Raw genomic sequence first — 20,282 nt, 5'->3', positions numbered from 1 at the left:
CGCACGGTCACTAAGGATCGACGGCATGACGGTCAAGGGAGTGTTGTTCGACTTCTCCGGGACGCTCTTCCGCGTGGAGTCCACCGAGTCCTGGCTCCGCGCGGCCCTCACCGACTCCTCGCTCACCCTGCCCGAGGCCGAGTTGGTCCGGACGGCCAAGGCGCTGGAGCATGCGGGCGCCCTGCCGGGCGGTGCGGCCCCGGAGGAAGCGCCGACCGGCGACCTGGCCGGCCTGTGGGCGCTGCGGGACCGGAGCGCCGAGGAGCACCGGGCCGCGTACACCGGCCTCTCCCGTCGGGTGGCGCTCCCGGCCCCCGCGCTCCACGACGCGCTGTACGACCGCCATATGACACCGTCGGCGTGGAGCCCCTACCCGGACGCCGCCGAGGTGCTCGCGGCCCTGCGGCGGCGCGGGGTCGCCGTCGGTGTGGTGAGCAACATCGGCTGGGACCTGCGACCGGTGTTCCGCGCGCACGGCCTCGACGCGTATGTCGACGTCTACGCGCTGTCGTACGAGCACGGTGTGCAGAAGCCGGACCCGAGGCTGTTCGCGCTCGCCTGCGCGGAGCTCGGTGTCGACGCGCGCGACACCCTCATGGTCGGTGACGACCGGCGGGCCGACGGCGGGGCGGCGGCACTGGGGTGCGGGGTGCACTTCGTGGACCATCTGCCGATCGCCGGGCGGCCGGACGGACTGCGGCCCGTGCTGGAGCTGCTGGACTGAGGTGCCGTCGGCCGTCTCACCGTGAGGGGGCCGTCCGCCCGCGTCCGGTGCGCCGCACGGCTGTTCGTCACCGCCGGACGTCCGTCCCGGACCGTCCCCCGTGCGGCCCGGGACGAACAACGGCCGGGCGGGCGCACACAGGGGCGCCGCCCGGAGGCGCTGAGTATAGTTCGCCGATCGTCCGCCGGCTCGGGAGTTACAGGATGTCCTCGCAGGGTGCCCCGGTCGATGCGGACGCCGGGGAGCGCGGTGTCCCGCCGGTCCCCGAAGGGCCCGGCGGAACGGGTTACTTGACCGCGGTGGCGGCCTCGGTGCCGCTGCCTCCTACCAGTTGAAGCCGAAGTAGTCCGGCTGCGTCTGGACGTTGAGCTCACGCAGGTGGACCCACTTGGCCGGGTCCGTCCGCCTGTCGTTGATCTTCAGGACGTCGAAGCCCTTCACGAGGTCGTTCGAGTAGATGTAGCCGTTGTAGTAGTACGCCGACCAGGAGCCGCCGCCCACCAGGGTGGTGGTGGAGATCGGACCGCGTTCGAAGTACGCGATCTCCTTGGGCTTGGAGGAGTCGGTGAAGTCCCAGACGGAGACACCGCCCTGGTACCACGCCTGGACCATGATGTCCTTGCCCGGGACCGGGATCAGCGAGCCGTTGTGGGCGACGCAGTTCTCGGTGTCGGCCTGGTGGCGGGGGATCTTGTAGTAGCTCTTGAAGACGAGCTTGCGCTTGTCGCCCTTGCCGACGATGTCGTAGATGCCGTCGGCACCGCGGTTCGGGCCGATCGCCTCGTTGCAGGTGGCCGCGCCGCCGCCGCCCAACTCGTCGGTGAAGACGACCTTGTTCGCCTTCTGGTTGAAGCTGGCCGAGTGCCAGAACGCGAAGTTCACGTTGTCCTGGACCTGGTCGATGACCTTCGGGTTCTCCGGGTCCTTGATGGAGAACAGAATGCCGTCGCCCATGCACGCGCCGGCGGCGAGGTCCTTCGACGGCAGCACCGTGATGTCGTGGCAGCCGGTGGTCTTGGAGACACCGGGGTTCGTGGGTGAACCCGGGTTGCCGCCGCCGTCCGGGCCCTCACCGGGGAACAGCACCGGGAAGCCCACCACGGCCGCCTTCTCCGGGGACTTGCGCGGCACCTTGATGACGGAGATGCCGTCGTGCGGGGGCTGGCAGTCGGGGAACGCGGCGTTCGGCGAGTACGAGGAGACGTAGACGTAGATGTTCCTGTGCTCGGGCACCAGGGTGTGGGTGTGCGAGCCGCAGGGCGTCTCCACGGCGGCGACGTACTTCGGGTTCGCCTTGTCGCTGATGTCGAAGATCTTCATGCCCTCCCACGACGACTTCTCGGTCGCGGGCTGCGTGGTGCTGCTGCAGGAGTTGTCGCTGCGCGAGGAGTCCGTGGACAGGAACAGCAGGTTCCCGGAGACGGAGATGTCGTTCTGCGCACCCGGGCAGAGGACCTGGGCGACCGTCTTCGGCGCCTTCGGGTTGCTGATGTCGAAGACGCGGAAGCCGTCGTAGTTGCCGGCGTAGGCGTACTTGCCCTGGAAGGCGAGGTCCGAGTTGGTGCCCGGCAGCGCATCCTTGGGGATGTTGGTCAGGTGCTGGATGTTGCTGGAGTGGACGATCTCGTCCTGGCCGGGGATCTCGCCGGAGGCTATCGCCTCCCGCGCCTCGGCGGCATCGCTCTTGGAGACCTTCTCCCGCACGGCGGGCGAGTCCCCGGGGTCGGGGATCGCGGCCGCCGGACCGGCGGTGAGCAACGCGGCCAGGAGGCCGGCCGCAGTCGCGGCGACTCCCAGACGTCTGCGCCGCGTCCGAAGGTTGTTCAACAGGGTCACTGTGTCCTCCCTTGTGGCCGTTCGCAGTTGAACGGTTCGAGCACCTCCGCAGTATCGTCTTCATCATGCACAGATCAACAGACGGCAATGTACTTGTAACGAACAAATTTGATCACCCGCACGCGAAAGCGTGTTAGGAACATTCGTCAACACTCACGAGGTGTACGCCCGTTGCTGTGCCCCAGGAGGTCACTGTGCTCGTTCGCCGCACATCCCGCGCGCCGCTGGTCACGGCCTCGCTGACGGTCGCTCTGCTGGCGCTCGCGGGCTGCGACTCGGGGACCGAGGCGGCCCCCGACGGCGGCTCGGGCGGGTCGAGCGGACCGGCGGTGATCGCGCCCGGAAAACCCGGTGAGGCCGCTCGAACCCTGTCACCGGAAGACGTCGAGAAGCAGCGGGCGGAGGACGACTCCCCGAATTCCGCGGACTTCGACTACGCCCGCATGATGATCCAGCACCACGCCCAGGCCCTGGAGATGACCGAACTCGCGCCCGACCACGCGAAGTCGACCCAGGTGAAGCGCATCGCCGAGCGCATCTCGGCCGCCCAGAAGCCCGAGATCGAGGCCATGGAGGGGTGGCTGAAGGCCAACGGCGACGACGGGCAGGACACTTCGCACGACCACGACACGATGCCCGGCATGGCGACCGAGGCCCAGCTGAAGGAACTCGGCACGCTCGACGGGAAGAAGTTCGACCAGTTGTTCCTGAAACTGATGATCACCCATCACGAGGGAGCGATCACCATGGCCACGGATGTGAAGGCGCAGGGCAACAACATCCTGATCGAGGAGATGGCCGACGACGTCATCGCCCAGCAGACCACGGAGATCAGCCGGATGCGCGACCTGACGCAGTGACCGGCCGCCCTCCCCGGGCTCCCGGCCCCACACTCAGCGGCGGGCGTGACGGGGGCCGAGCAGGCCCTCGTCACGCGCCCCGGCGATCAGCCGCAGCGCCTTGCGGCGGCTGTGCCCGGTCGCGCACATCACCGCGAGGACCGGGTCGTAGCCGCACCGCTGCGCGGCGAGATACTCCTCGGCCACCAGCCGCCGCCCCTCCACACCGCACGGCCACGCGGGCCGGGCCCGCCGCCCGGGCCCGTACGGGGTCCGCGGCGGCTCCTCCTCGACGAGGTCCGGCACCGTGCCGCACACCTCGAACAGCGGACCCTCGATCCAGTCGGCGAGCTCCGCGAGGTCGTCCAGGGACAGCGGTGGCTGGGCGCGTACGTCCTCCAGCGACAGCCGGCCCCCGCAGACCACGGCGAGAACCTCGACCCCGGCACCGTCCGGGAACGAGAGCCGGGCGTTGAACCAGGCCGTGGCGCCGTCGTGCTCCTGCACTTCCCACGCGGGCCGCACGGACACCGCGCCGTCCTGCCAGTGGCGGTCGGAGAGATTCAGAAAGGATGCTTCCAGCACCCACGCAACGTAAACGCATGATCACATTCTCTGCGGCCAGCCACGCGTGCCGGGAACGCACGGCACCCCGACGGCGCAGCACCCCGCCCTCGCTTCCCGCCCCTCCCCCGGCGGGCCCGGCGGTGGGATCCTTGAGGCATCAGCGCATCTCCTCGCGCAAGGAGTTCCGCCGTGCTGCGCGTCGCCGTCGTCGGTTCGGGGCCGAGCGGGTGCTACACCGCCCAGAGCCTCGTCCAGCAGGACCCGGGGGTGCAGGTCCATGTGCTGGACCGGCTGCCGTGCCCGTACGGCCTGGTGCGCTACGGGGTGGCCCCGGACCACGAGAAGATCAAGTCGCTGCAGAACAATCTGCGGACCGTGCTGGAGCACGAACGGGTGCGGTTCCTCGGCGGCGTCCGGGTGGGCGCGGACGGGGTACCCGTCGCCCGGCTGCGGGAGCTGTACCACGCGGTCGTGTACTGCGTGGGCGCCGCGACGGACAGACGGCTCGGCATCCCGGGCGAGGACCTGCGCGGCAGCTGGTCGGCGACGGAGTTCGTCTCCTGGTACAGCGCGCACCCGGACGCGGTGACCGACGGCTTCCTCGCCGGGGCACGCACCGCCGTCGTCGTCGGGGTGGGCAACGTGGCGGTGGACGTCACGCGGATGCTCGCGCGCGGGGCGACCGAGCTGACGCCCACCGACATGCCGCAGGCCGCCCTGGACTCCCTCGCCGCCGGCACGGTCACCCGCGTGCACATGGTGGGCCGCCGGGGCCCCTCCCAGGCCCGGTTCACCACCAAGGAGCTGCGCGAGCTGAGCACCCTCCCGGACTCCCGGGTGACCGTCGACCCGGCCGAACTGGAGCTGGACCCCGGCTATGTCGACCCCTCGTCCCTGCCCGCCCCGCAGCGCCGCAACGTCGAGGTGCTGCGCGGCTGGGCCACCGCGCCCGCCCCGGCCGGCCGCCACGGCATCCGATTGCGCTTCTTCCTGCGGCCCGTCGAGATTCTCGCCGACGGGGACCGCGTCCGCGGCGTACGTCTGGAGCGCACGGAGCCCGACGGCCACGGCGGGGTGAGCGGCACCGGACGGTACGAGGTGATCGAGGCCCAGCTGGTCCTCCGCTCGGTCGGCTACCGGGGTGTCCCGGTCGACGGCCTCCCCTTCGACCCGGTCCACGGCACGGTCCCGCACGCCGCCGGACGCGTGCTCCGCGACGGGGCGCCCTCCCCGGGCGAGTACGTGGCCGGCTGGATCAAGCGCGGCCCCACCGGAGTGATCGGCACCAACCGACCCTGCGCGAAGGAGACGGCGACCTCACTGCTGGAGGACGCGCCGGAGCTGGCGGCCAGGAGCCTGCCGGACGACCCGGTGGCGCTGCTCCGGGCAGCGGGCTCCGACCCGGTCGAGTGGTCCGGCTGGCAGTCGATAGAGAGGGCCGAGGCGGCCTTGGGGGCCTCCCTGGGCAGAGGCGTGGTGAAGATCCCCGACTGGGAGTCCCTGATGACGGCCGCGCGCGGTGGCGCCGCGCCCTGAGGGGCGGGGGCGGGTTCGGTCGGCGTTCGTCGTGGGTTCAGTCGGCCGCGAGGCGGGCGGCCTCCCGGGCGGCGGCGTCGACGAGGGTGTCGAGGAGCCCCGGAAAGAGGCCGTCGAGGTCGTCCCGGCGCAGACCGTTCATCTTGGCCGTGCCCCGGTAGACCTGCCGGATCACCCCGCTCTCGCGCAGCACCCGGAAGTGGTGGGTGGTCGTGGACTTGGTGACGGGCAGGTCGAAGTACGAGCACGAGAGCTCGTCGCTGTCGGCGGCGAGTTCGCGCACGATGCGCAGCCGCATGGGGTCGGAGAGCGCGTGCAGCACGGACTCCAGCCGGATCTCCGCACGAGCCGGGTGCGGGAGGTCGCGGCTGCTGACGGCGGGCGAGGTCACGGCGGCTCCACTGCGTCGGGCCTTCAGGTCGAACCTATTGTACGAGACCTATCGTAGTTTGACATCCACCGTACTACGATGACTATCGTACGAGCCGTACACCGTCCGTTCCGTGACGGCATCCCGTGACGATTGGAGTCGCCGTGAGCGCGCTCTTCGAGCCCTACCGCCTGCGTGAGCTGACCATCCCGAACCGGGTGTGGATGCCCCCGATGTGCCAGTACTCGGCCGCGCCCGAGGGCCCCCTGGCGGGCGCCCCGAACGACTGGCACTTCGCGCACTACGCGGCGCGCGCCACCGGCGGCGCGGGCCTGATCATCGTCGAGGCGACCGCCGTCTCCCCCAAGGGCCGCATCTCGCCGTACGACCTCGGCCTCTGGAACGACACCCAGGTCGAGGCGTTCCGCCGGATCACCGGGTTCCTGAAGGGGCAGGGGACAGTGCCGGCCGTGCAGCTCGCGCACGCGGGGCGCAAGGCCTCGACCGATCAGCCGTGGCGGGGCGGGGCGCCGGTCGGCACGGACGCGCACGGCTGGCAGCCGGTCGCGCCCAGCGCGCTGGCCTTCGACGAACGGCACCCGGTACCGGACGAGTTGACGGTCGATCAGATCCGTGACGTCGTCGGGCAGTTCGCGGAGGCGGCCCGCAGGGCTTTGGCCGCCGGGTTCGAGGTCGTCGAGATCCACGGCGCCCACGGCTATCTGATCAACGAGTTCCTCTCCCCGCACTCCAACCGGCGCACCGACTCCTACGGCGGCTCGTGGGAGAACCGGACCCGTCTCGCGCTCGAAGTCGTCGACGCGGTACGGGACGTGTGGCCGACGGAGAAGCCGCTGTTCTTCCGGGTCTCCGCCACCGAGTGGCTGGAGGAGGGCGGCTGGACCGCCGACGACACGGTCCGGCTGGCCGCCGAGCTGAAGGCGCACGGCGTGGACCTGTTGGACGTCTCCTCGGGCGGCAACGCCCCCGGGGTCCGCATCCCCGTCGGCCCCGGCTACCAGGTGCCCTTCGCCGCCCGGGTCAGGAACGAGAGCGCGCTGCCCGTCGCCGCGGTCGGTCTGATCACGGAGGCCGAGCAGGCCGAGAAGATCCTCGCCAACGGCGAGGCCGACGCGGTCCTGCTCGGCCGGGAACTGCTCCGCAGCCCCTCCTGGGCCCGGCAGGCGGCCCGTGAACTCGGGGGCGAGGTGCGTGTCCCCGAGCAGTACCACCGCTCGGTCTAGGCCGGCCCGGGGCACCGTACGGGTGCACGCCGGGGCCACCGGTACGGATGTCCCGCGTGCCGGTCAGCCCCGCCGGAGCAGCCGGGCCGGGACCGCCTCGGCCAGGAGCCGGTAGCCCTCCGGGTTGAGGTGCAGCCAGTCGCCGTCGTGCAGGCCGGACAGGAGGCGGCTCGGGTCGGCGGGGTCGCGGACCGCGCGGTCGAAGTCGAGGACGGCGTCGAAGCGGCCGCTGCCGCGGATCCAGGCGTTGACGGTCTGCCGCGCGGCCTCGCGGTGCCCGGCGGCGTCGTCGTAGGGGGTGTTGCCGCCGAAGGGCAGCAGGGTGGCGCCGTACACGCGGATGCCCTGCGCGTGGGCGCGGACGATGATCTGCTCGTAGCCGGCGATGAGGTCGGCGGCGACGCGCTGCTGGGCTGCGGGGGTGGCCTCGGCGGTGCCCAGGTCGTTGACGCCCTCGAAGACGATGAGCTGTCCGACCGCGCTGTGGGCCAGGACGTCGCGGTCCAGGCGGGCGAGGGCGCCCGGCCCGAGCCCGTCGTTGAGGACGCGGTTGCCGCCCGCCGCCTGGTTCACCACGGCGATGTGCCGGGTGCCGGGCTGCCGCTGCAGCCGGTCGAAGAGCTGGTCCGGCCAGCGGTTGTTGCCGTTGGTGGTGGAGCCCCGGCCGTCGGTGAGCGAGTCGCCGAGGACGGCGACGGCGGTCGTGGCGGGCCGGGACAGCACCTCGACGTCGCTGAGCAGGTACCAGTGGTTGGTCGGGGTCGCGCCGGACAGGTCCGCGTCCTCGGTGTGGTCGCCGTGCAAGAGGTAGGAGGTGGTGCGGGAGCCGGGGTGCGAGGTGAGGGCGAGGGATGCCTGTCCCTCGGCGAGGTACGCCGTCACGGTGAGGTTGGTGCCGGGCCTCAGCGCGAAGTCCAGCGGGTCCGAGACCACTTGGGCGCCGACCGGCACGGTCGTGGACCTCCGCCCGCTGAACGTCACCGGCCGGGAGGTGCCGGGTTCGATGGCGCCGACCCCCGCCCGCCCGTCCAGCGGAAGGGCCACCCGTACGGCGGTCAGAGGCAGCGCGCTGCCGCCGAAGGCATTGGAGAAGCGCAGCCGGAGGCGGTCGCCGCCGGTGGTGACGCGCACGGTCTGCCGCAGGGTGGTGTCGACCAGCACGGCCCGGTCCCCGGTGAACGGCGCGGGCGGCATGTTGTGCGGCTCGGTGAGCTGCGGCATCGCGGACCAGGTGTTCACCCAGTGCCGGGCGCTTGTCGCCGTGTCACCGGCGCCGGTCCCGTCGGCTCGGTGCGGGCTCCTGACCAGGGCGACCACGGCGGACGAGGCCACGATGAGGGCCAGGGCGAGGACACAGACGCCGAGCACGGCGGCGAACGGCGCCCTGCCGGTCGGCCGAACGGGCTGAGGGCTGTCGATCGGGTGCAAGGACGGTGCCTCTCTGAGAAAGGGGGCGGAAGCGGGCAGGGGCCGGGCGACCAGGTTGAATCGGGCGGACCGGGGCCGGGAGGTCGGACACGTGGTCCGGGCGCACGCGTGGCCGGTGTGCGCCCGGGGCGGTGAGGGGTCCGCCCGGAGCGGGGAGAACCCCGGCCGACGGCGCTTCGGGCGGGTCCACCCGGTGCGCCGCCGCCCCGAGCCGAGCCCTTCCCGCGCGCGTCAACCCGCCCCGCCCGCACGCGTCAACCCGTCGTGCACGCCGTCCCGTTGAGCGTGTACGCCGAGGGGGCCGCGCTGTTGCCGGTGTGGGTGGCCTGGTAGCCGATGCTGACGCTCGCTCCGGGTGCGATCGCGGCGTTGTACGTGGCGTTCGTCGCCGTCACCGCGCCGCTCGCCGGGCTGTACGTCGCGCCCCAGCCGTTGGTGACGGTCTGTCCGGAGGGCAGGGTGAATCCCAGCTTCCAGCCGTTGACCGCCGTCGTACCGGTGTTGGTGACGGTCACCGAGGCGGTCAGCCCGTTGCTCCACGCGTTGGTGGTGACGGTCACCTTGCAGGGGCCGGCCGGAGGCTGGGGCGCGGGGCCGGAGCCGCCCAGGCCGAAGAAGGTGAGCACGCGCTCGCCCATGCCCCAGGCGTAGACGTTGTGGCCGGTGCCCTGGAGGCTGACGGCCTCGACGGGGGCGCGGTCACCGGTGCCGCCGTAGCGGGTGCGGGTCCAGTTGGACTGGGGCGAGTCGGTGGTGGCCGGTGTCTGGCCGACACCGTGCACATTGGTCCACTGCTTGATCTGCTCGCCGAAGTTGGGGTAGCGCAGCACGTCGTCCGTGGTGCCGTGCCAGACCTGCATACGCGGCCGGGGCCCGGTGTAGCCGGGGTAGGCACCGCGGACGAGGTCGCCCCACGCCTGCGGGGTGCGGACGACGGTGCCGTTCGCGCAGTCGCTGTTCCACTCGGAGCCGTTGGTGGTGGCGAAGCAGGCGAAGGGCACGCCCGCGAAGGCGGCGCCGGCGGCGAACACGTCGGGGTAGTCGCCGAGGAGGACGTTGGTCATCATCGCGCCGGAGGAGATACCGGTGGCGAAGATCCGGTCGGTGTCGGCGCCGTAGGTGCGGACGGTCCAGTCGACCATGGACTTGATGCCCACGGGGTCGCTGCCGCCGCCCCGGGTCAGCGCCTGCGGGGAGGCCACGTCGAAGCACTTGCTGCTCCGGGTGACGGACGGGTACACGACGATGAACCCGTGGCGGTCGGCCAGCGAGGCGTACTCGGTGCCGTTGTACATCGCCGGTCCCGAGCCGGTGCAGTAGTGCACGGCCACCACGATCGCCGGCTTCGCGGTCACGTTCTGCGGCACGTACAGGTACATCTGCAGGTTGCTGGGGTTGGTGCCGAAGCCGGTGATCTCGGTGAGTGCGGCCCGGGGGGCGGCCTCGGTTCCCATGTCCGCGGCGGCGGCCGCGGGGGCGGTCAGGAGCGTGGCGGCGAGCAGCGCCGTCAGCGCTCCCAGCAGCGCGACGAACATCGGACGCCGTGGTCCGCGGGTGCGGTGGCGGGGGGTGGGGGTCACGTCGTTGTGCCTTCCCGTGAGGTCGGCGGGAAGGGCATCGTGACATGGACATGGAGGCCATGGAAGCGCTCCCACCCGTCGAAAGAATTCGCTCCCGCCGACCCCGGATCCGTCGGCCGCACCCGTCCGGCCCGGGTGACCGCCTCCCACCTGGGCCGACCCAACGTCTTTTGCGCAAAGCGTTGACCAGAAAGCGCTTGCCCTCTACTTTCCGTTCAGTGATGTGAACCAATCGCGGCACAGCTCCCTAGCATTGGTACGTCCTGATCAGAACAGTGAACGTGATTCATGTATATGGCCATCAGCTCTCCCCTGAAGGGACGCACCCGCATGCGTACCGTCCCCCCACGTACACACGCGCAAAGATCGGCGCTGGTGGCCGCGGCCGCCGCGCTGGCGACGACCGCCGTGCTCGCCCTGCCGCAGGCGGCGGGCGCGGCGGAGACCTCGCCCATCGGCTTCGGTGCCGGGACCACCGGCGGCGGCGGCGCCTCCGCGGTCACGGTCTCCACGCTCGCCGCGTTCCAGAGCGCCGTCACCGGCAACGCGGCGAAGGTCGTCCGGGTGAACGGCCTGATCTCGCTCAGCGGCCAGGTCGACATCGGCTCCAACACGACGGTGCTGGGCGTGGGTTCGTCCTCCGGGTTCACCGGCGGCGGCCTGCGCATCAAGGAGGAGACCAATGTCGTCGTCCGCAACCTGAACATCAGCAAGCCGGTGGCGCCCGCCGACGGGGTCACCGTCCAGGAGTCCACGAGGGTGTGGATCGACCACAACTCCTTCTCGGCGGACCGCAATCACGACAAGGACCACTACGACGGTCTGCTGGACATCAACCACGGTTCCGACAACGTGACGGTGTCGTGGAACACCTTCAGGGAGCACTTCAAGGGCTCGCTCGTCGGGCACAGCGACAACAACGCCTCCGAGGACACCGGCCGCCTGAGGGTGACGTACCACCACAACCACTTCAGCAACGTGCACTCGCGCATCCCGAGCCTGCGCTTCGGCACCGGGCACTTCTACAACAACTACGTGAACGGCGCCGAGACCGCCTGCCACTCGCGCATGGGCGCCCAGATGCTCGCGGAGAACAACGTCTTCCGCAACACGGGAGTCGCGGTCACCACGAACCGCAGCAGCGACGTGGACGGCTACGCGAATCTGCGCGGCAACGACCTCGGTGGGGCCGCCACCGAGATCTCCCGGGTGGGGAGCTTCACCACCCCGCCCTACGGCTACAGCGCCGAGCCCGCCTCCTCCGTCGTCGCCTCGGTGACCTCGGGTGCGGGCGCCGGGCAACTCTGAGAACCCGCCACCCCCCATCCGCTCGGACAGAAGGAATCGGGACATGACTTCTGCAGCACGTCCGCGTGCCCGCACGCGCGCACTGACCGGCACGTTCGCCGCGTTCAGCCTCTCATTTGGCATGATCATGACTAGTGGTGCCACCCCGGCGAACGCCGCCACCTGGCCGTCCGCCAACGGCAGTCAGCCGGTCTCCTCCACCATCTCGGTGTCGGGCACCCGCGACGGCGGCATGGTCCGCTACTACGGCAGCGGCGCACTGGCCGGCGACGGGCAGGAGGAGGGCCAGGACCCGATCTTCAAGCTCGCGGCCGGCGCGACGCTCAAGAACGTCATCATCGGCGCGCCCGGCGCCGACGGCATCCACTGCGAGGGCAACTGCACCCTGCAGAACGTCTGGTGGGAGGACGTCGGCGAGGACGCGGCGACCTTTCGCGGCGGCTCCACCTACACGGTGACCGGCGGCGGCGCCAGGAAGGCGGCCGACAAGGTCTTCCAGCACAACGGGCCCGGCACCCTGAACATCTCCAACTTCGCGGTCAGCGAGTTCAAGACGCTGTACCGGTCCTGCGGCGACTGTTCGACGCAGTACACCCGCAAGGTGAACCTCAGCAACATCGAGGTGACCGGGACGGGCTCCACAGCGCGGCTGGTCGGCATCAACGTCAACCGGGGCGACGTGGCGACCCTGCGGGGCATCACGATCCTCAACGACAGCGGCCGCAAGGTCATCCCCTGCCAGAAGTACAACAACAACACCGCTGTCGGCACCGGCCCCGACAGCACCAACTGCAAGTACTCCACCTCGGACATCACCTACCGGTGACGGCGCTCGTCACCCACCGGTGAGTCCCCCGGCGGCCGGACGGAGCCCCCCCCCACGGGCCTCGTCCGGCCGTCGGCCTCGCGCGGGACGATCGCCGTCACGTCCACGCCCCGCCCGCGCTCACGCTCACCAGATCTTGCGCTCCCAGAGCGGACCGATCCGCTCCCACTCCACGTCCCACTGGTCCATCCGCCGCCGTTCCATCCGGCCGCGCACCAGCCGGCCGCCCACGAAGGGCACGGACGCCACGAACAGACCCGCGAAACCGCCCACCAGCGCGGCGCGGAACCGGGCCTGGGACTCACTGGCGGGCTTGGTGACCAGCAGCCCCTCGGCGTCCGTCCAGACGGTGACCGGCTCTCCCATCAGGCCGGCGGGGTCGACCCGGGCCTGGCCCTCGTGCTCGGAACCGTCCGGCGCGGTCCAGCGGACCTTCGCCCACACCTTCTCCGGGGCCGTACCGCTCTGCCCGGACGGCTCGGGCGCGTCCTCCGTGAGGACCGCGCCGACCGGGCGCCACTCGGCGCGCTGCCGGGCGAGGCCGGACTCCACGGAGTCGGCGGCCAGGAGGCCCGCGGCCACCCCGCCGAACAGTGTCAGCGCCCAGGCGATCAGCACGACCCAGGACTCCAGCCGATCGCTGCGCCGTCTGAGCGGGTTGCGCCGCCATCGCCACAGCCACACCTTCGGACCACGGAATGCCACCATCGGGGGCACCCTCCCTCGCACACGCAGGACTGCCGGACCGCTCTCCCATACGGCGGCGGCTCCCGGCCCGCTCATGCGACGTGGGTCACCCCCGCCGGCCTCGATCGGCACCGGCCGCCCGGCCGGCCCCTCCCGCGCCCGCTGACCTGCGGCGGAGCCGTTTCGAGGGGTGACTGTCAGTGGCGGGGTGCAGACTGGCCGGTGACTGGGGACGACGATGTCCGGGAGGTGGCCGGGATGGCCGAGGTACTGCTCACCGTGGGCACACGCAAGGGGTTGTTCATCGGACGGCGGCGGGGTGCCGCCTGGGAGTTCGACGAGACGCCGTACTTCAACGCGCAGGCGATCTACGCGGTCGCCATCGACACCCGCTCCAAGACCCCGCGGCTGCTGGTCGGCGGCGACAGCGCCCACTGGGGACCCTCCGTCTTCCACTCCGACGACCTCGGCCGCACCTGGACCGAACCCACCCGGCCCGCGGTCAAGTTCCCCAAGGACACCGGCGCCTCGCTGGAGCGGGTCTGGCAGCTGCACCCCTCGGCGGCCGAACCGGACGTGGTGTACGCGGGCACGGAACCGGCCGCGTTGTACCGCTCGGAGGACAGAGGCGAGACCTTCGAGCTGGTACGGCCGCTGTGGGAGCACCCGACGCGCGACAGGTGGGCCCCGGGCGGCGGGGGCGAGGGACTGCACACGATCCTCACCGACCGGCGCGATCCGCGCGCGCTGACCGTGGCCGTCTCCGCCGCCGGGGTGTTCCGCACCGAGGACGGCGGGGCCAGTTGGTCCCCCTCCAACTCCGGTGTCTCGGCGGTGTTCCTGCCGGACCCGGACCCGGAGTTCGGCCAGTGCGTGCACAAGGTGACCCGGGACGCGGTGACCCCCGACCGGCTGTACCTCCAGAACCACTGGGGCGTGTACCGCAGTGACGACGCGGGAGCGCACTGGGAGGACATCGGCGCGGGTCTGCCCTCCACGTTCGGTTTCGCCGCGGTGGCCCATCCGCACCGCGGGGACACCGCCTACGTCTTCCCGATCAACGCCGACGCGGACCGTGTCCCGGCCGACCACCGCTGCCGGGTCTTCCGCACGGCGGACGCGGGCAAGAGCTGGGAGCCGCTGGCGGCGGGCCTGCCGACGGCGGACCACTACGGCACAGTGCTGCGCGACGCGATGTGCACGGACGACGCCGACCCGGCGGGCGTGTACTTCGGCAACCGCAACGGTGAGGTGTACGCGTCGGCCGACGACGGCGACAGCTGGCGGCAGTTGGCGTCACATCTGCCGGACGTTCTGTGCGTGCGCGCGGCGGTCGTCGGCTGAGCGGCAGGGGAGGGGTGTCGGCGGCGTCCACGAGTAGCCCCTGCCGTCCGTCAAGTCGCCCTGCGGACGGTCTCGTTCGGCACCGTAACGGTCATCTTCGATCGCCCGGCGACCGCCGGTTGATCGTCATGGCCGTTACGGCAGTAGGGTGACGCCGTGGCACCACGACCGTTGAACGAAATCGTCGAAGAGGGCTGGGCGAAGGCCCTGGAACCGGTGGCCGGAAGGATCGCCGGGATGGGCGACTTCCTGCGCGCGGAGATCGCCGCCGGCCGGACCTACCTCCCGGCCGGACCGAACGTCCTGCGGGCCTTCCAACAGCCCTTCGACGACGTCCGCGTCCTCATCGTCGGGCAGGACCCCTATCCGACCCCGGGACACGCGGTGGGGCTCTCCTTCTCCGTCGCGCCGGACGTGCGACCGCTGCCGGGCAGCCTCCTCAACATCTACCGGGAACTCACCACCGACCTGGGGCACGCGCAGCCGTCCAACGGTGATCTGACGCCCTGGACCCGGCAGGGCGTGCTGCTGCTCAACAGAGCGCTGACCACCGCTCCGCGCAAGCCGGCGGCGCATCGGGGCAAGGGCTGGGAGGAGGTCACCGAGCAGGCGATACGCGCGCTGGCCGCGCGCGGGCGACCTCTGGTGTCGATCCTCTGGGGCCGTGACGCCCGTAACCTCCGCCCGCTCCTCGGCGACCTCCCGTCCATCGAGTCCGCCCACCCCTCCCCCATGTCCGCCGACCGTGGCTTCTTCGGCTCCCGCCCTTTCAGCCGTGCCAACGACCATCTGGTCCGCCAGGGCGGCGCTCCCGTGGACTGGCGTCTGCCGTGACCGGCGGCCCCGCGCCCTTCCGGCCCCCGGAGGACCAGGCACCGGTCGTGCTCGCGGTGGACTCCGGAGGCTCCGGACTGCGGGCGGTGCTGGCCCGGGGCACCGAGATGCTCGGGGAGCCGGCGGTGTGCGGGGAGGCGGTGCGGACCGGCGCGGGCGGTGTCGACGCAGGCCATCTGCTGGAGCTGCTGCTGCCGATGGCGGGGCGGTTGCTCGCCGACGCCGGGTGCGCGCGGCCGGTGGCGGTGGCCGTCGGAGCCACCGGGTTCGCCTCGCTCGGCGAGCGGCTGCGCGCCGAGCTGCCGTCCGCGCTCACGCGCGAGTGGGGGGTTCGCCGGGTCGCGCTGGTGGCCGACGCGGTCACCGCCTACACCGGCGCCCTCGGGGCACGGCCGGGCGCGGTGATCGCCGCCGGTACGGGACTGATCGCGATCGGTACGGATCTGACCGCGTGGCGTCGGGCGGACGGCTGGGGCCATCTCCTCGGGGACTGCGGCGGCGGCGCGTGGATCGGGCGGGCCGGGCTGGAGGCGGCGATGCGGGCGCACGACGGACGGGACGGCGGTTCGGCCCGGCTGCTGGCGCGCGCGGAGGAGGTGTTCGGCCCGCCGGCCGGGATTCCCGGCCGGATCTACCCGAGGGCCGACCGTCCGGCGGTCCTCGCGTCGTTCGCGCCCGAGGTGGCCGCCTGCGCCGGGGACGACCCGGTCGCGGCCGCGGTCCTGCGCGAGGCGGCCCGGCACATGGCCGACGCCGCGGCCGCCGTCTGCCCGACCTCCGGCGGGCCCCGAGTGGCCCTGACCGGCGGTCTGTTCAAGCTGGGCGCCCCGCTCCTGGTCCCGTTGGAGGCGGAGTTGGCCGCGCGGCTGCCGCACGCGCCGCTGGTGCCGGCGGAGGGGGATCCGCTCCTCGGTGCCGTGCGTATCGCGTCGGCGTTGGCGGTCGACGGGCCCGGGTTGCCGTACGACGAGCGGATGTTGTACGTGATGGCCGAAAAATAGTACCTGAAACAGGGAGTAATCCAGCCTGTCGGACAAGCGTGGTCGGGTCACCCAAGTGCACCGCTCAGCAGATAAATGCGGTATCGATCGGTCCTGATCGGCACGTAACTCATCAGACAAATCAGGACGGATACCGCTCACCTGCACCCTCCCCGAACAGGGGAGCCCAAGAAGCCAGTAACATGCGGCGCCATGAGCTCCCCCACTGGGCCCGCGTCCGGCCTGCCTGTACGAATGCCGCGACCCCGCCAGCCCGGGCGGCACCGCCGTCCCGAGCCGCTGGCGGCTCCCGAGGGCGCGCCCGCGCTCGTCCTCGCGGTGCCGGGCACGCCCAGCGCCGCCACGCGCAGCCTCGCCGAGGAGGTCGTGAGCATCGCGCGCTCCGAGCTGCCCGGCCTCGACGCCCGCATCGGTTACGTCGACGGTGGCGCCGACGAGTTCCCCACGCTGCAGTCGGTGCTCACGCACGCCGCCGAGGAGCGCACCGCCCGCTACGAGCAGGCGCGCGCCGCCGGCCTGGACGTCAAGGAGCCGGACGGCCCCGTCGCCGTCGTCGTGCCCCTGCTGGCCGGTCCGGACAGCGCCACGCTCCGCCAGGTCCGCCAGGCGGTCATGGAGAGCCGTATCGCGGCCGAGCTGACCGACGTCCTCGGCCCGCACCCGCTGCTCGCCGAGGCGCTGCACGTGCGCCTGTCCGAGGCGGGACTGGCACGTGCCGACCGGGCCCGGCTGTTCACCGTCGCCACCGCCGCGGACGGCATCGTCCTCGCCACCGTGGGCGGCGAGGAGGCCGTGCAGGCCGCCGGGATCACGGGCATGCTGCTGGCCGCGCGGCTCGCCGTGCCGGTGATGGCCGCCGCGCTCGACCAGGAGGGCTCCATCACCTCCGTGGCCGAGCAGCTGCGTTCCTCGGGCTCGCAGCAGCTGGCGCTCGCCCCGTACCTGATAGGGCCGGAGATCGACGCCGGTCTGATCGAGGCGGCCGCGAAGGAGGCGGGGTGCTCCGCCGCCGAGGCGCTCGGTCCCTACCCGGCGATCGGCAAGCTGGCGCTCGGCAAGTACACGACGGCGCTCGGCATCGCGCCGCAGCAGCCGCAGGGCATGCCGGTCCGCTGAGTCAGGCGCGCCCGGACCGTGACCCGTACGGCCGAGGGCCCGCTCCTCTCGCAGGAGCGGGCCCTCGGCCGTACGCGTACCGCGCGCGACTTCTCGGAAGGACGGCCTCGGTGGGCCGCGGGATCCCGCCGGGCTAGAGGGTTCCCAGGACGACGCAGGAGGCCGCGGGCACCTCGATCGAGCCGGCCCGCACCGGCAGGCCGGTGTGCGGGTCGACCGTGAACCAGGTGACGTCGCCGGAGCGCTCGTTGGCGACGTACAGCGTGCCTGCCGCGTAGGTGAGGGCACGGGGCCAGTGGCCGCCGCAGTCCACGGTCGTGACCAGGCGCAGTCCGTCGCCCTCGACCGCGAGCACGGAGAGCACGTCCGTGCCGCGGGTGGCCGTCCACACGAAGCGGCCGTCGGGGGACACAGCGAGTCCCGAGGGGTACGCGTCGGCCTCCGGAGCGTGCGAGAGCACCGGGGTCTCCCCCAGCGGCTCCAGCGGGCCGTCAGGGGCGTTCCAGCGGCACACGGTGACCGTGGGCGACAGTTCGTTCAGCACATAGACGTACGATCCGTCCGGTCCGCCCGGGTGGAGGGCGAGGTGACGCGGCCCCGAGTCCGGCCGCAGCGCCGTCTCGTGGTGCGCGACGGGGACGCCGTCCCGCAGCGCGCACACCCGCACCGAGTCCGTGCCGAGGTCCACGGCGAGGAACCGGCGGCCTGACGGCTCGGGCACCACCTGGTGGGCGCGCGGCTTCCGTCGGCCGCGGAGGCCGGTGCCGGCCCCGGCGTGCCGGAGGGTCCCGGAGGCGGGGGCCGCGAGGGTGCCGTCGGGGCGCAGCCGGACGGCGGTGACACTGCCGGAGCCGTAGTCGGCGGTCAGGACGTGACCGGCGAACAGGGAGAGATGGGTGGGGCCGTCCCCGACCGCCACCGGGGGCCCGGTCAACTCGGGCTTGTCGCCCGTCACCCGATAGGCGGCCACCGCTCCCTCGGAGCGCTCGCTGACCGCGTAAAGAGTGCGCCCGTCCGGTGCGAGGGCTAGGTAGCTCGGGTCGCGGACGTCATCCGCGCCGCCCACGACGGTGAGCGCGCCGCTGCCGTCGTCGACCTCGGCGACGAGGACGCCGGGGCCTCCCGCCGATGTGAACGACCCGATGTACGCCCGCCGTCGCGGCCCGGTCGCCTGGCCCGCGTCCATCGAGCCGCCGTCCGCGCCCACTTCCGTCGTCACTGCCGTCCCCTCCCGCTCGTCCGGTGTGCGGGGTGACCCTAGCAGTAGGTCTAGACCAAAGTCCTCGGGGTGGCGTGCGCGCTGCCGCGTGCGCCCCGGGATCGCCCTCGGCCCCACCGTGCGCGACCGCCCACGACGCGCGGGGGGGGCGCCCCTGCCCGTACCCGCCTCGGGGCTGCGCCCCCTCGGCGTCGATCGCTTTCGGCGTCGATCACTTTCGGTTCGTCCGCGGGACGGTGGGACTTCTCGCGCAGTTCCGCGCGCCCCTTTGCAGGGGCACGGGGGTTCTTGGTGAAGGGCCGTCGGTCAGGGGGTGGCCGGGCGTGAGGCCGCGGCCGCTCCGAGCGGCATCGCCAGGTCCGACAGCGCCCTCTCCAGGTTGTGCAGGTGCACCAGGGCGGTCCCGGCCTCCGCGGGGGAGAGCTCCGCCTTCGGCCGGTGCGCGGACGCGTGTCCACCGGGGGTGGTCAGGGCCTCCACCGCGGCCTTCACCCTCCAGCAGGCGGCGATCAGACAGGCCTCGCGCGAACCGACCGGGTCGGCGGTGGCGGAGACCAGGGCACGCACCTCGCCCACACAGTCGTCGAGGAGCCGGAGGGCCGCGCGGGCGCGCGCCTTGCGGGCGCGGAAGGGGTTCAGGGGATGGACCAGCGGAGCGAGCGCCATCCGCGCCCGACCGAACAGCAGTTCCAGCTCGGCGGCGTGGGGAGCCGGGTCGGCCCCGGGGACGCCCTCCAGCCGTGCGGCGGTGGCGACCGCGGCGGCGTGCACACAGTGCAGGGCCCGCTGGATCCAGGCGTCGTTGGTCGCGTGCGTCGTGACCGGCAGGACGAGGACCACGGCCAGCATGGCACACACCGCGCCCACCCCCGTCTCGACGAGACGCAGCGCGAGCAGACCCGCGTCCAGCACACCGAGCAGGCCGTAGAGAAGGCTGACCATGACGGTGACGGCCAGCATCATCCAGGAGTACGAGACAGCCGCCGTGTAGAAGATCCCGAAGACGCAGAGCGCGACGAACGCGGCCGACGGCACGGGCGCCCCGTCCAGCGGGACGGCGACGAGCAGACCGACGGCGACGCCGATCACGGTTCCGAGGACGCGGCGGAAGCCTCGGACCAGGGTCTCGCCGCGGGAGGCGGTGTTGACGAAGATCCACCAGGCGGTGCCGACGGCCCAGTACCAGCGGTCCTCGGAGAGGAACTGTCCGACGAGCAGGGCGAAGCCGCAGGCGACCGCGGCCTGGCACGCCTGTCGGGTGGTCGGGCGCGCCAGCCCCGTTCCGGGCGGCCCGGCGGGGACCGCGACGGGCGGGAGGGCACGCTCGACCGGCCACAGCACGAAGCGCACCACGCCCGCGACGAGCAGCGCGAGGGTCATGGCGGCGTACAGCCCGGGCAGGTCCCCGGGGACGGTGTGCAGGAACTGCGCCACGAAGTAGCTCATGAACGCGAAGATCCCGAGCGCCTGGCCGCGCGGCCCCCAGCGGCGGGCGTAGACACCGCAGAGGACGGTGGCCACGAACGCCGCGTCCCGGGCGGCCGTGACGTCGTGCAGGACGGCGGCCAGGGCGAGGACGGGATACCCGGCCGCCGGCAGGAGCGCGGTGGTGATCCGCTGGGCGGGGACGCTCGCGTCGGTGACGGTGAACAGGGCGAGCAGGGCCGCGAGGCCCCCGGTGATCGACGCGGGGAGCGGGAGACCGCACAGTTCGGACGCGGCGACGGCGGCGCCCACGCCGATGACGGCACGCAGTGCGTTCCGCAGCCGCAGGAGCCCCGGATCGGGAGCCGTGAACATCCTCTTCATGACCGTGTGCCGCC

General features: G+C 72.4%; 18 protein-coding genes. 10 read left to right on the top strand and 8 right to left on the bottom strand.

What is annotated here, in order from left to right; all coding sequences use genetic code 11:
- Positions 1-25: 25 nt before the first annotated feature.
- Positions 26-724, top strand: a complete 699-nt coding sequence (locus P8T65_RS43850; RefSeq protein ID WP_316731002.1) for an HAD-IA family hydrolase — start codon at positions 26-28, stop codon at positions 722-724.
- A 324-nt stretch (positions 725-1,048) separates the two neighbouring features.
- On the opposite strand, the gene P8T65_RS43845 is transcribed toward P8T65_RS43850, so the two are convergent.
- The gene (locus tag P8T65_RS43845) at positions 1,049-2,560 is read right to left on the bottom strand and encodes a hypothetical protein (protein WP_316731001.1); all 1,512 of its coding nucleotides are present in this window, start codon (positions 2,558-2,560) and stop codon (positions 1,049-1,051) included.
- Positions 2,561-2,754: 194 nt separating this feature from the next.
- Between P8T65_RS43845 and P8T65_RS43840 the strand changes: the two genes are divergently transcribed.
- Positions 2,755-3,420 (top strand): DUF305 domain-containing protein, encoded by a 666-nt coding sequence (locus P8T65_RS43840; RefSeq protein WP_316731000.1) that lies wholly within the window; start codon positions 2,755-2,757, stop codon positions 3,418-3,420.
- A 33-nt stretch (positions 3,421-3,453) separates the two neighbouring features.
- Here P8T65_RS43840 and P8T65_RS43835 read toward each other — a convergent pair whose 3' ends face one another.
- Positions 3,454-3,930, bottom strand: a complete 477-nt coding sequence (locus tag P8T65_RS43835) for a DUF6214 family protein (RefSeq protein ID WP_316731924.1) — start codon at positions 3,928-3,930, stop codon at positions 3,454-3,456.
- A 225-nt stretch (positions 3,931-4,155) separates the two neighbouring features.
- Here P8T65_RS43835 and P8T65_RS43830 point away from each other — a divergent pair, with 225 nt between their 5' ends.
- Positions 4,156-5,502 (top strand): FAD-dependent oxidoreductase, encoded by a 1,347-nt coding sequence (locus P8T65_RS43830; RefSeq protein ID WP_316730999.1) that lies wholly within the window; start codon positions 4,156-4,158, stop codon positions 5,500-5,502.
- Between the two features lie 37 nt (positions 5,503-5,539).
- On the opposite strand, the gene P8T65_RS43825 is transcribed toward P8T65_RS43830, so the two are convergent.
- Positions 5,540-5,893 carry a helix-turn-helix domain-containing protein gene (locus P8T65_RS43825; protein WP_316730998.1) on the bottom strand — a complete coding sequence of 118 codons (354 nt, stop codon included), beginning with the start codon at positions 5,891-5,893 and terminating at the stop codon, positions 5,540-5,542.
- Between the two features lie 143 nt (positions 5,894-6,036).
- On the opposite strand from P8T65_RS43825, the gene P8T65_RS43820 reads away from it, so the two are divergent.
- Complete coding sequence (locus tag P8T65_RS43820; RefSeq protein ID WP_316730997.1) at positions 6,037-7,116, top strand: NADH:flavin oxidoreductase/NADH oxidase; 1,080 nt, start codon at positions 6,037-6,039, stop codon at positions 7,114-7,116.
- A gap of 63 nt (positions 7,117-7,179) precedes the next feature.
- Here the strand turns inward: P8T65_RS43820 and P8T65_RS43815 are convergent, their stop codons facing one another.
- Both P8T65_RS43815 and P8T65_RS43810 read right to left on the bottom strand, forming a co-directional pair.
- Complete coding sequence (locus P8T65_RS43815) at positions 7,180-8,484, bottom strand: SGNH/GDSL hydrolase family protein (protein ID WP_316731923.1); 1,305 nt, start codon at positions 8,482-8,484, stop codon at positions 7,180-7,182.
- A gap of 314 nt (positions 8,485-8,798) precedes the next feature.
- A complete protein-coding gene (locus P8T65_RS43810) occupies positions 8,799-10,079 on the bottom strand; it encodes a PHB depolymerase family esterase (RefSeq protein ID WP_316731922.1) in 1,281 nt (426 codons plus the stop codon).
- A gap of 375 nt (positions 10,080-10,454) precedes the next feature.
- Here P8T65_RS43810 and P8T65_RS43805 point away from each other — a divergent pair, with 375 nt between their 5' ends.
- Both P8T65_RS43805 and P8T65_RS43800 read left to right on the top strand, forming a co-directional pair.
- On the top strand, positions 10,455-11,432 hold the full coding sequence (locus tag P8T65_RS43805) for a polysaccharide lyase family 1 protein (protein ID WP_316730996.1): 978 nt from the start codon (positions 10,455-10,457) through the stop codon (positions 11,430-11,432).
- Between the two features lie 43 nt (positions 11,433-11,475).
- On the top strand, positions 11,476-12,258 hold the full coding sequence (locus P8T65_RS43800) for a pectate lyase (RefSeq protein WP_316730995.1): 783 nt from the start codon (positions 11,476-11,478) through the stop codon (positions 12,256-12,258).
- A 126-nt stretch (positions 12,259-12,384) separates the two neighbouring features.
- On the opposite strand, the gene P8T65_RS43795 is transcribed toward P8T65_RS43800, so the two are convergent.
- Entirely contained in the window at positions 12,385-12,966 is a 582-nt protein-coding gene (locus P8T65_RS43795; protein ID WP_316730994.1) for a hypothetical protein, read from the bottom strand.
- A gap of 237 nt (positions 12,967-13,203) precedes the next feature.
- Here P8T65_RS43795 and P8T65_RS43790 point away from each other — a divergent pair, with 237 nt between their 5' ends.
- The 4 genes from P8T65_RS43790 to P8T65_RS43775 all read left to right on the top strand — a co-directional run bounded on the left by P8T65_RS43790 (position 13,204) and on the right by P8T65_RS43775 (position 17,240).
- The gene (locus P8T65_RS43790) at positions 13,204-14,289 is read left to right on the top strand and encodes a sialidase family protein (RefSeq protein ID WP_184897973.1); all 1,086 of its coding nucleotides are present in this window, start codon (positions 13,204-13,206) and stop codon (positions 14,287-14,289) included.
- Between the two features lie 156 nt (positions 14,290-14,445).
- Entirely contained in the window at positions 14,446-15,123 is a 678-nt protein-coding gene (locus P8T65_RS43785; RefSeq protein ID WP_316730993.1) for a uracil-DNA glycosylase, read from the top strand.
- Positions 15,120-16,124: an N-acetylglucosamine kinase gene (locus P8T65_RS43780; RefSeq protein WP_399102622.1), complete on the top strand. Its 1,005-nt coding sequence runs from the start codon at positions 15,120-15,122 to the stop codon at positions 16,122-16,124. Before P8T65_RS43785 ends, P8T65_RS43780 begins: the two co-directional genes overlap by 4 nt.
- A 192-nt stretch (positions 16,125-16,316) precedes the next feature.
- On the top strand, positions 16,317-17,240 hold the full coding sequence (locus P8T65_RS43775; RefSeq protein ID WP_230216784.1) for a sirohydrochlorin chelatase: 924 nt from the start codon (positions 16,317-16,319) through the stop codon (positions 17,238-17,240).
- 133 nt (positions 17,241-17,373) lie between these two features.
- Here the strand turns inward: P8T65_RS43775 and P8T65_RS43770 are convergent, their stop codons facing one another.
- Together P8T65_RS43770 and P8T65_RS43765 are read right to left on the bottom strand one after the other, a co-directional pair.
- The gene (locus P8T65_RS43770) at positions 17,374-18,426 is read right to left on the bottom strand and encodes a lactonase family protein (RefSeq protein ID WP_316731920.1); all 1,053 of its coding nucleotides are present in this window, start codon (positions 18,424-18,426) and stop codon (positions 17,374-17,376) included.
- Positions 18,427-18,765: 339 nt separating this feature from the next.
- Complete coding sequence (locus P8T65_RS43765; protein WP_316731919.1) at positions 18,766-20,259, bottom strand: FUSC family protein; 1,494 nt, start codon at positions 20,257-20,259, stop codon at positions 18,766-18,768.
- Positions 20,260-20,282: the final 23 nt, after the last annotated feature.

Source organism: Streptomyces sp. 11x1, assembly GCF_032598905.1.
Classification (GTDB): Bacteria; Actinomycetota; Actinomycetes; order Streptomycetales; family Streptomycetaceae; genus Streptomyces.
This window is presented reverse-complemented; position numbering and strand designations above follow the sequence as displayed.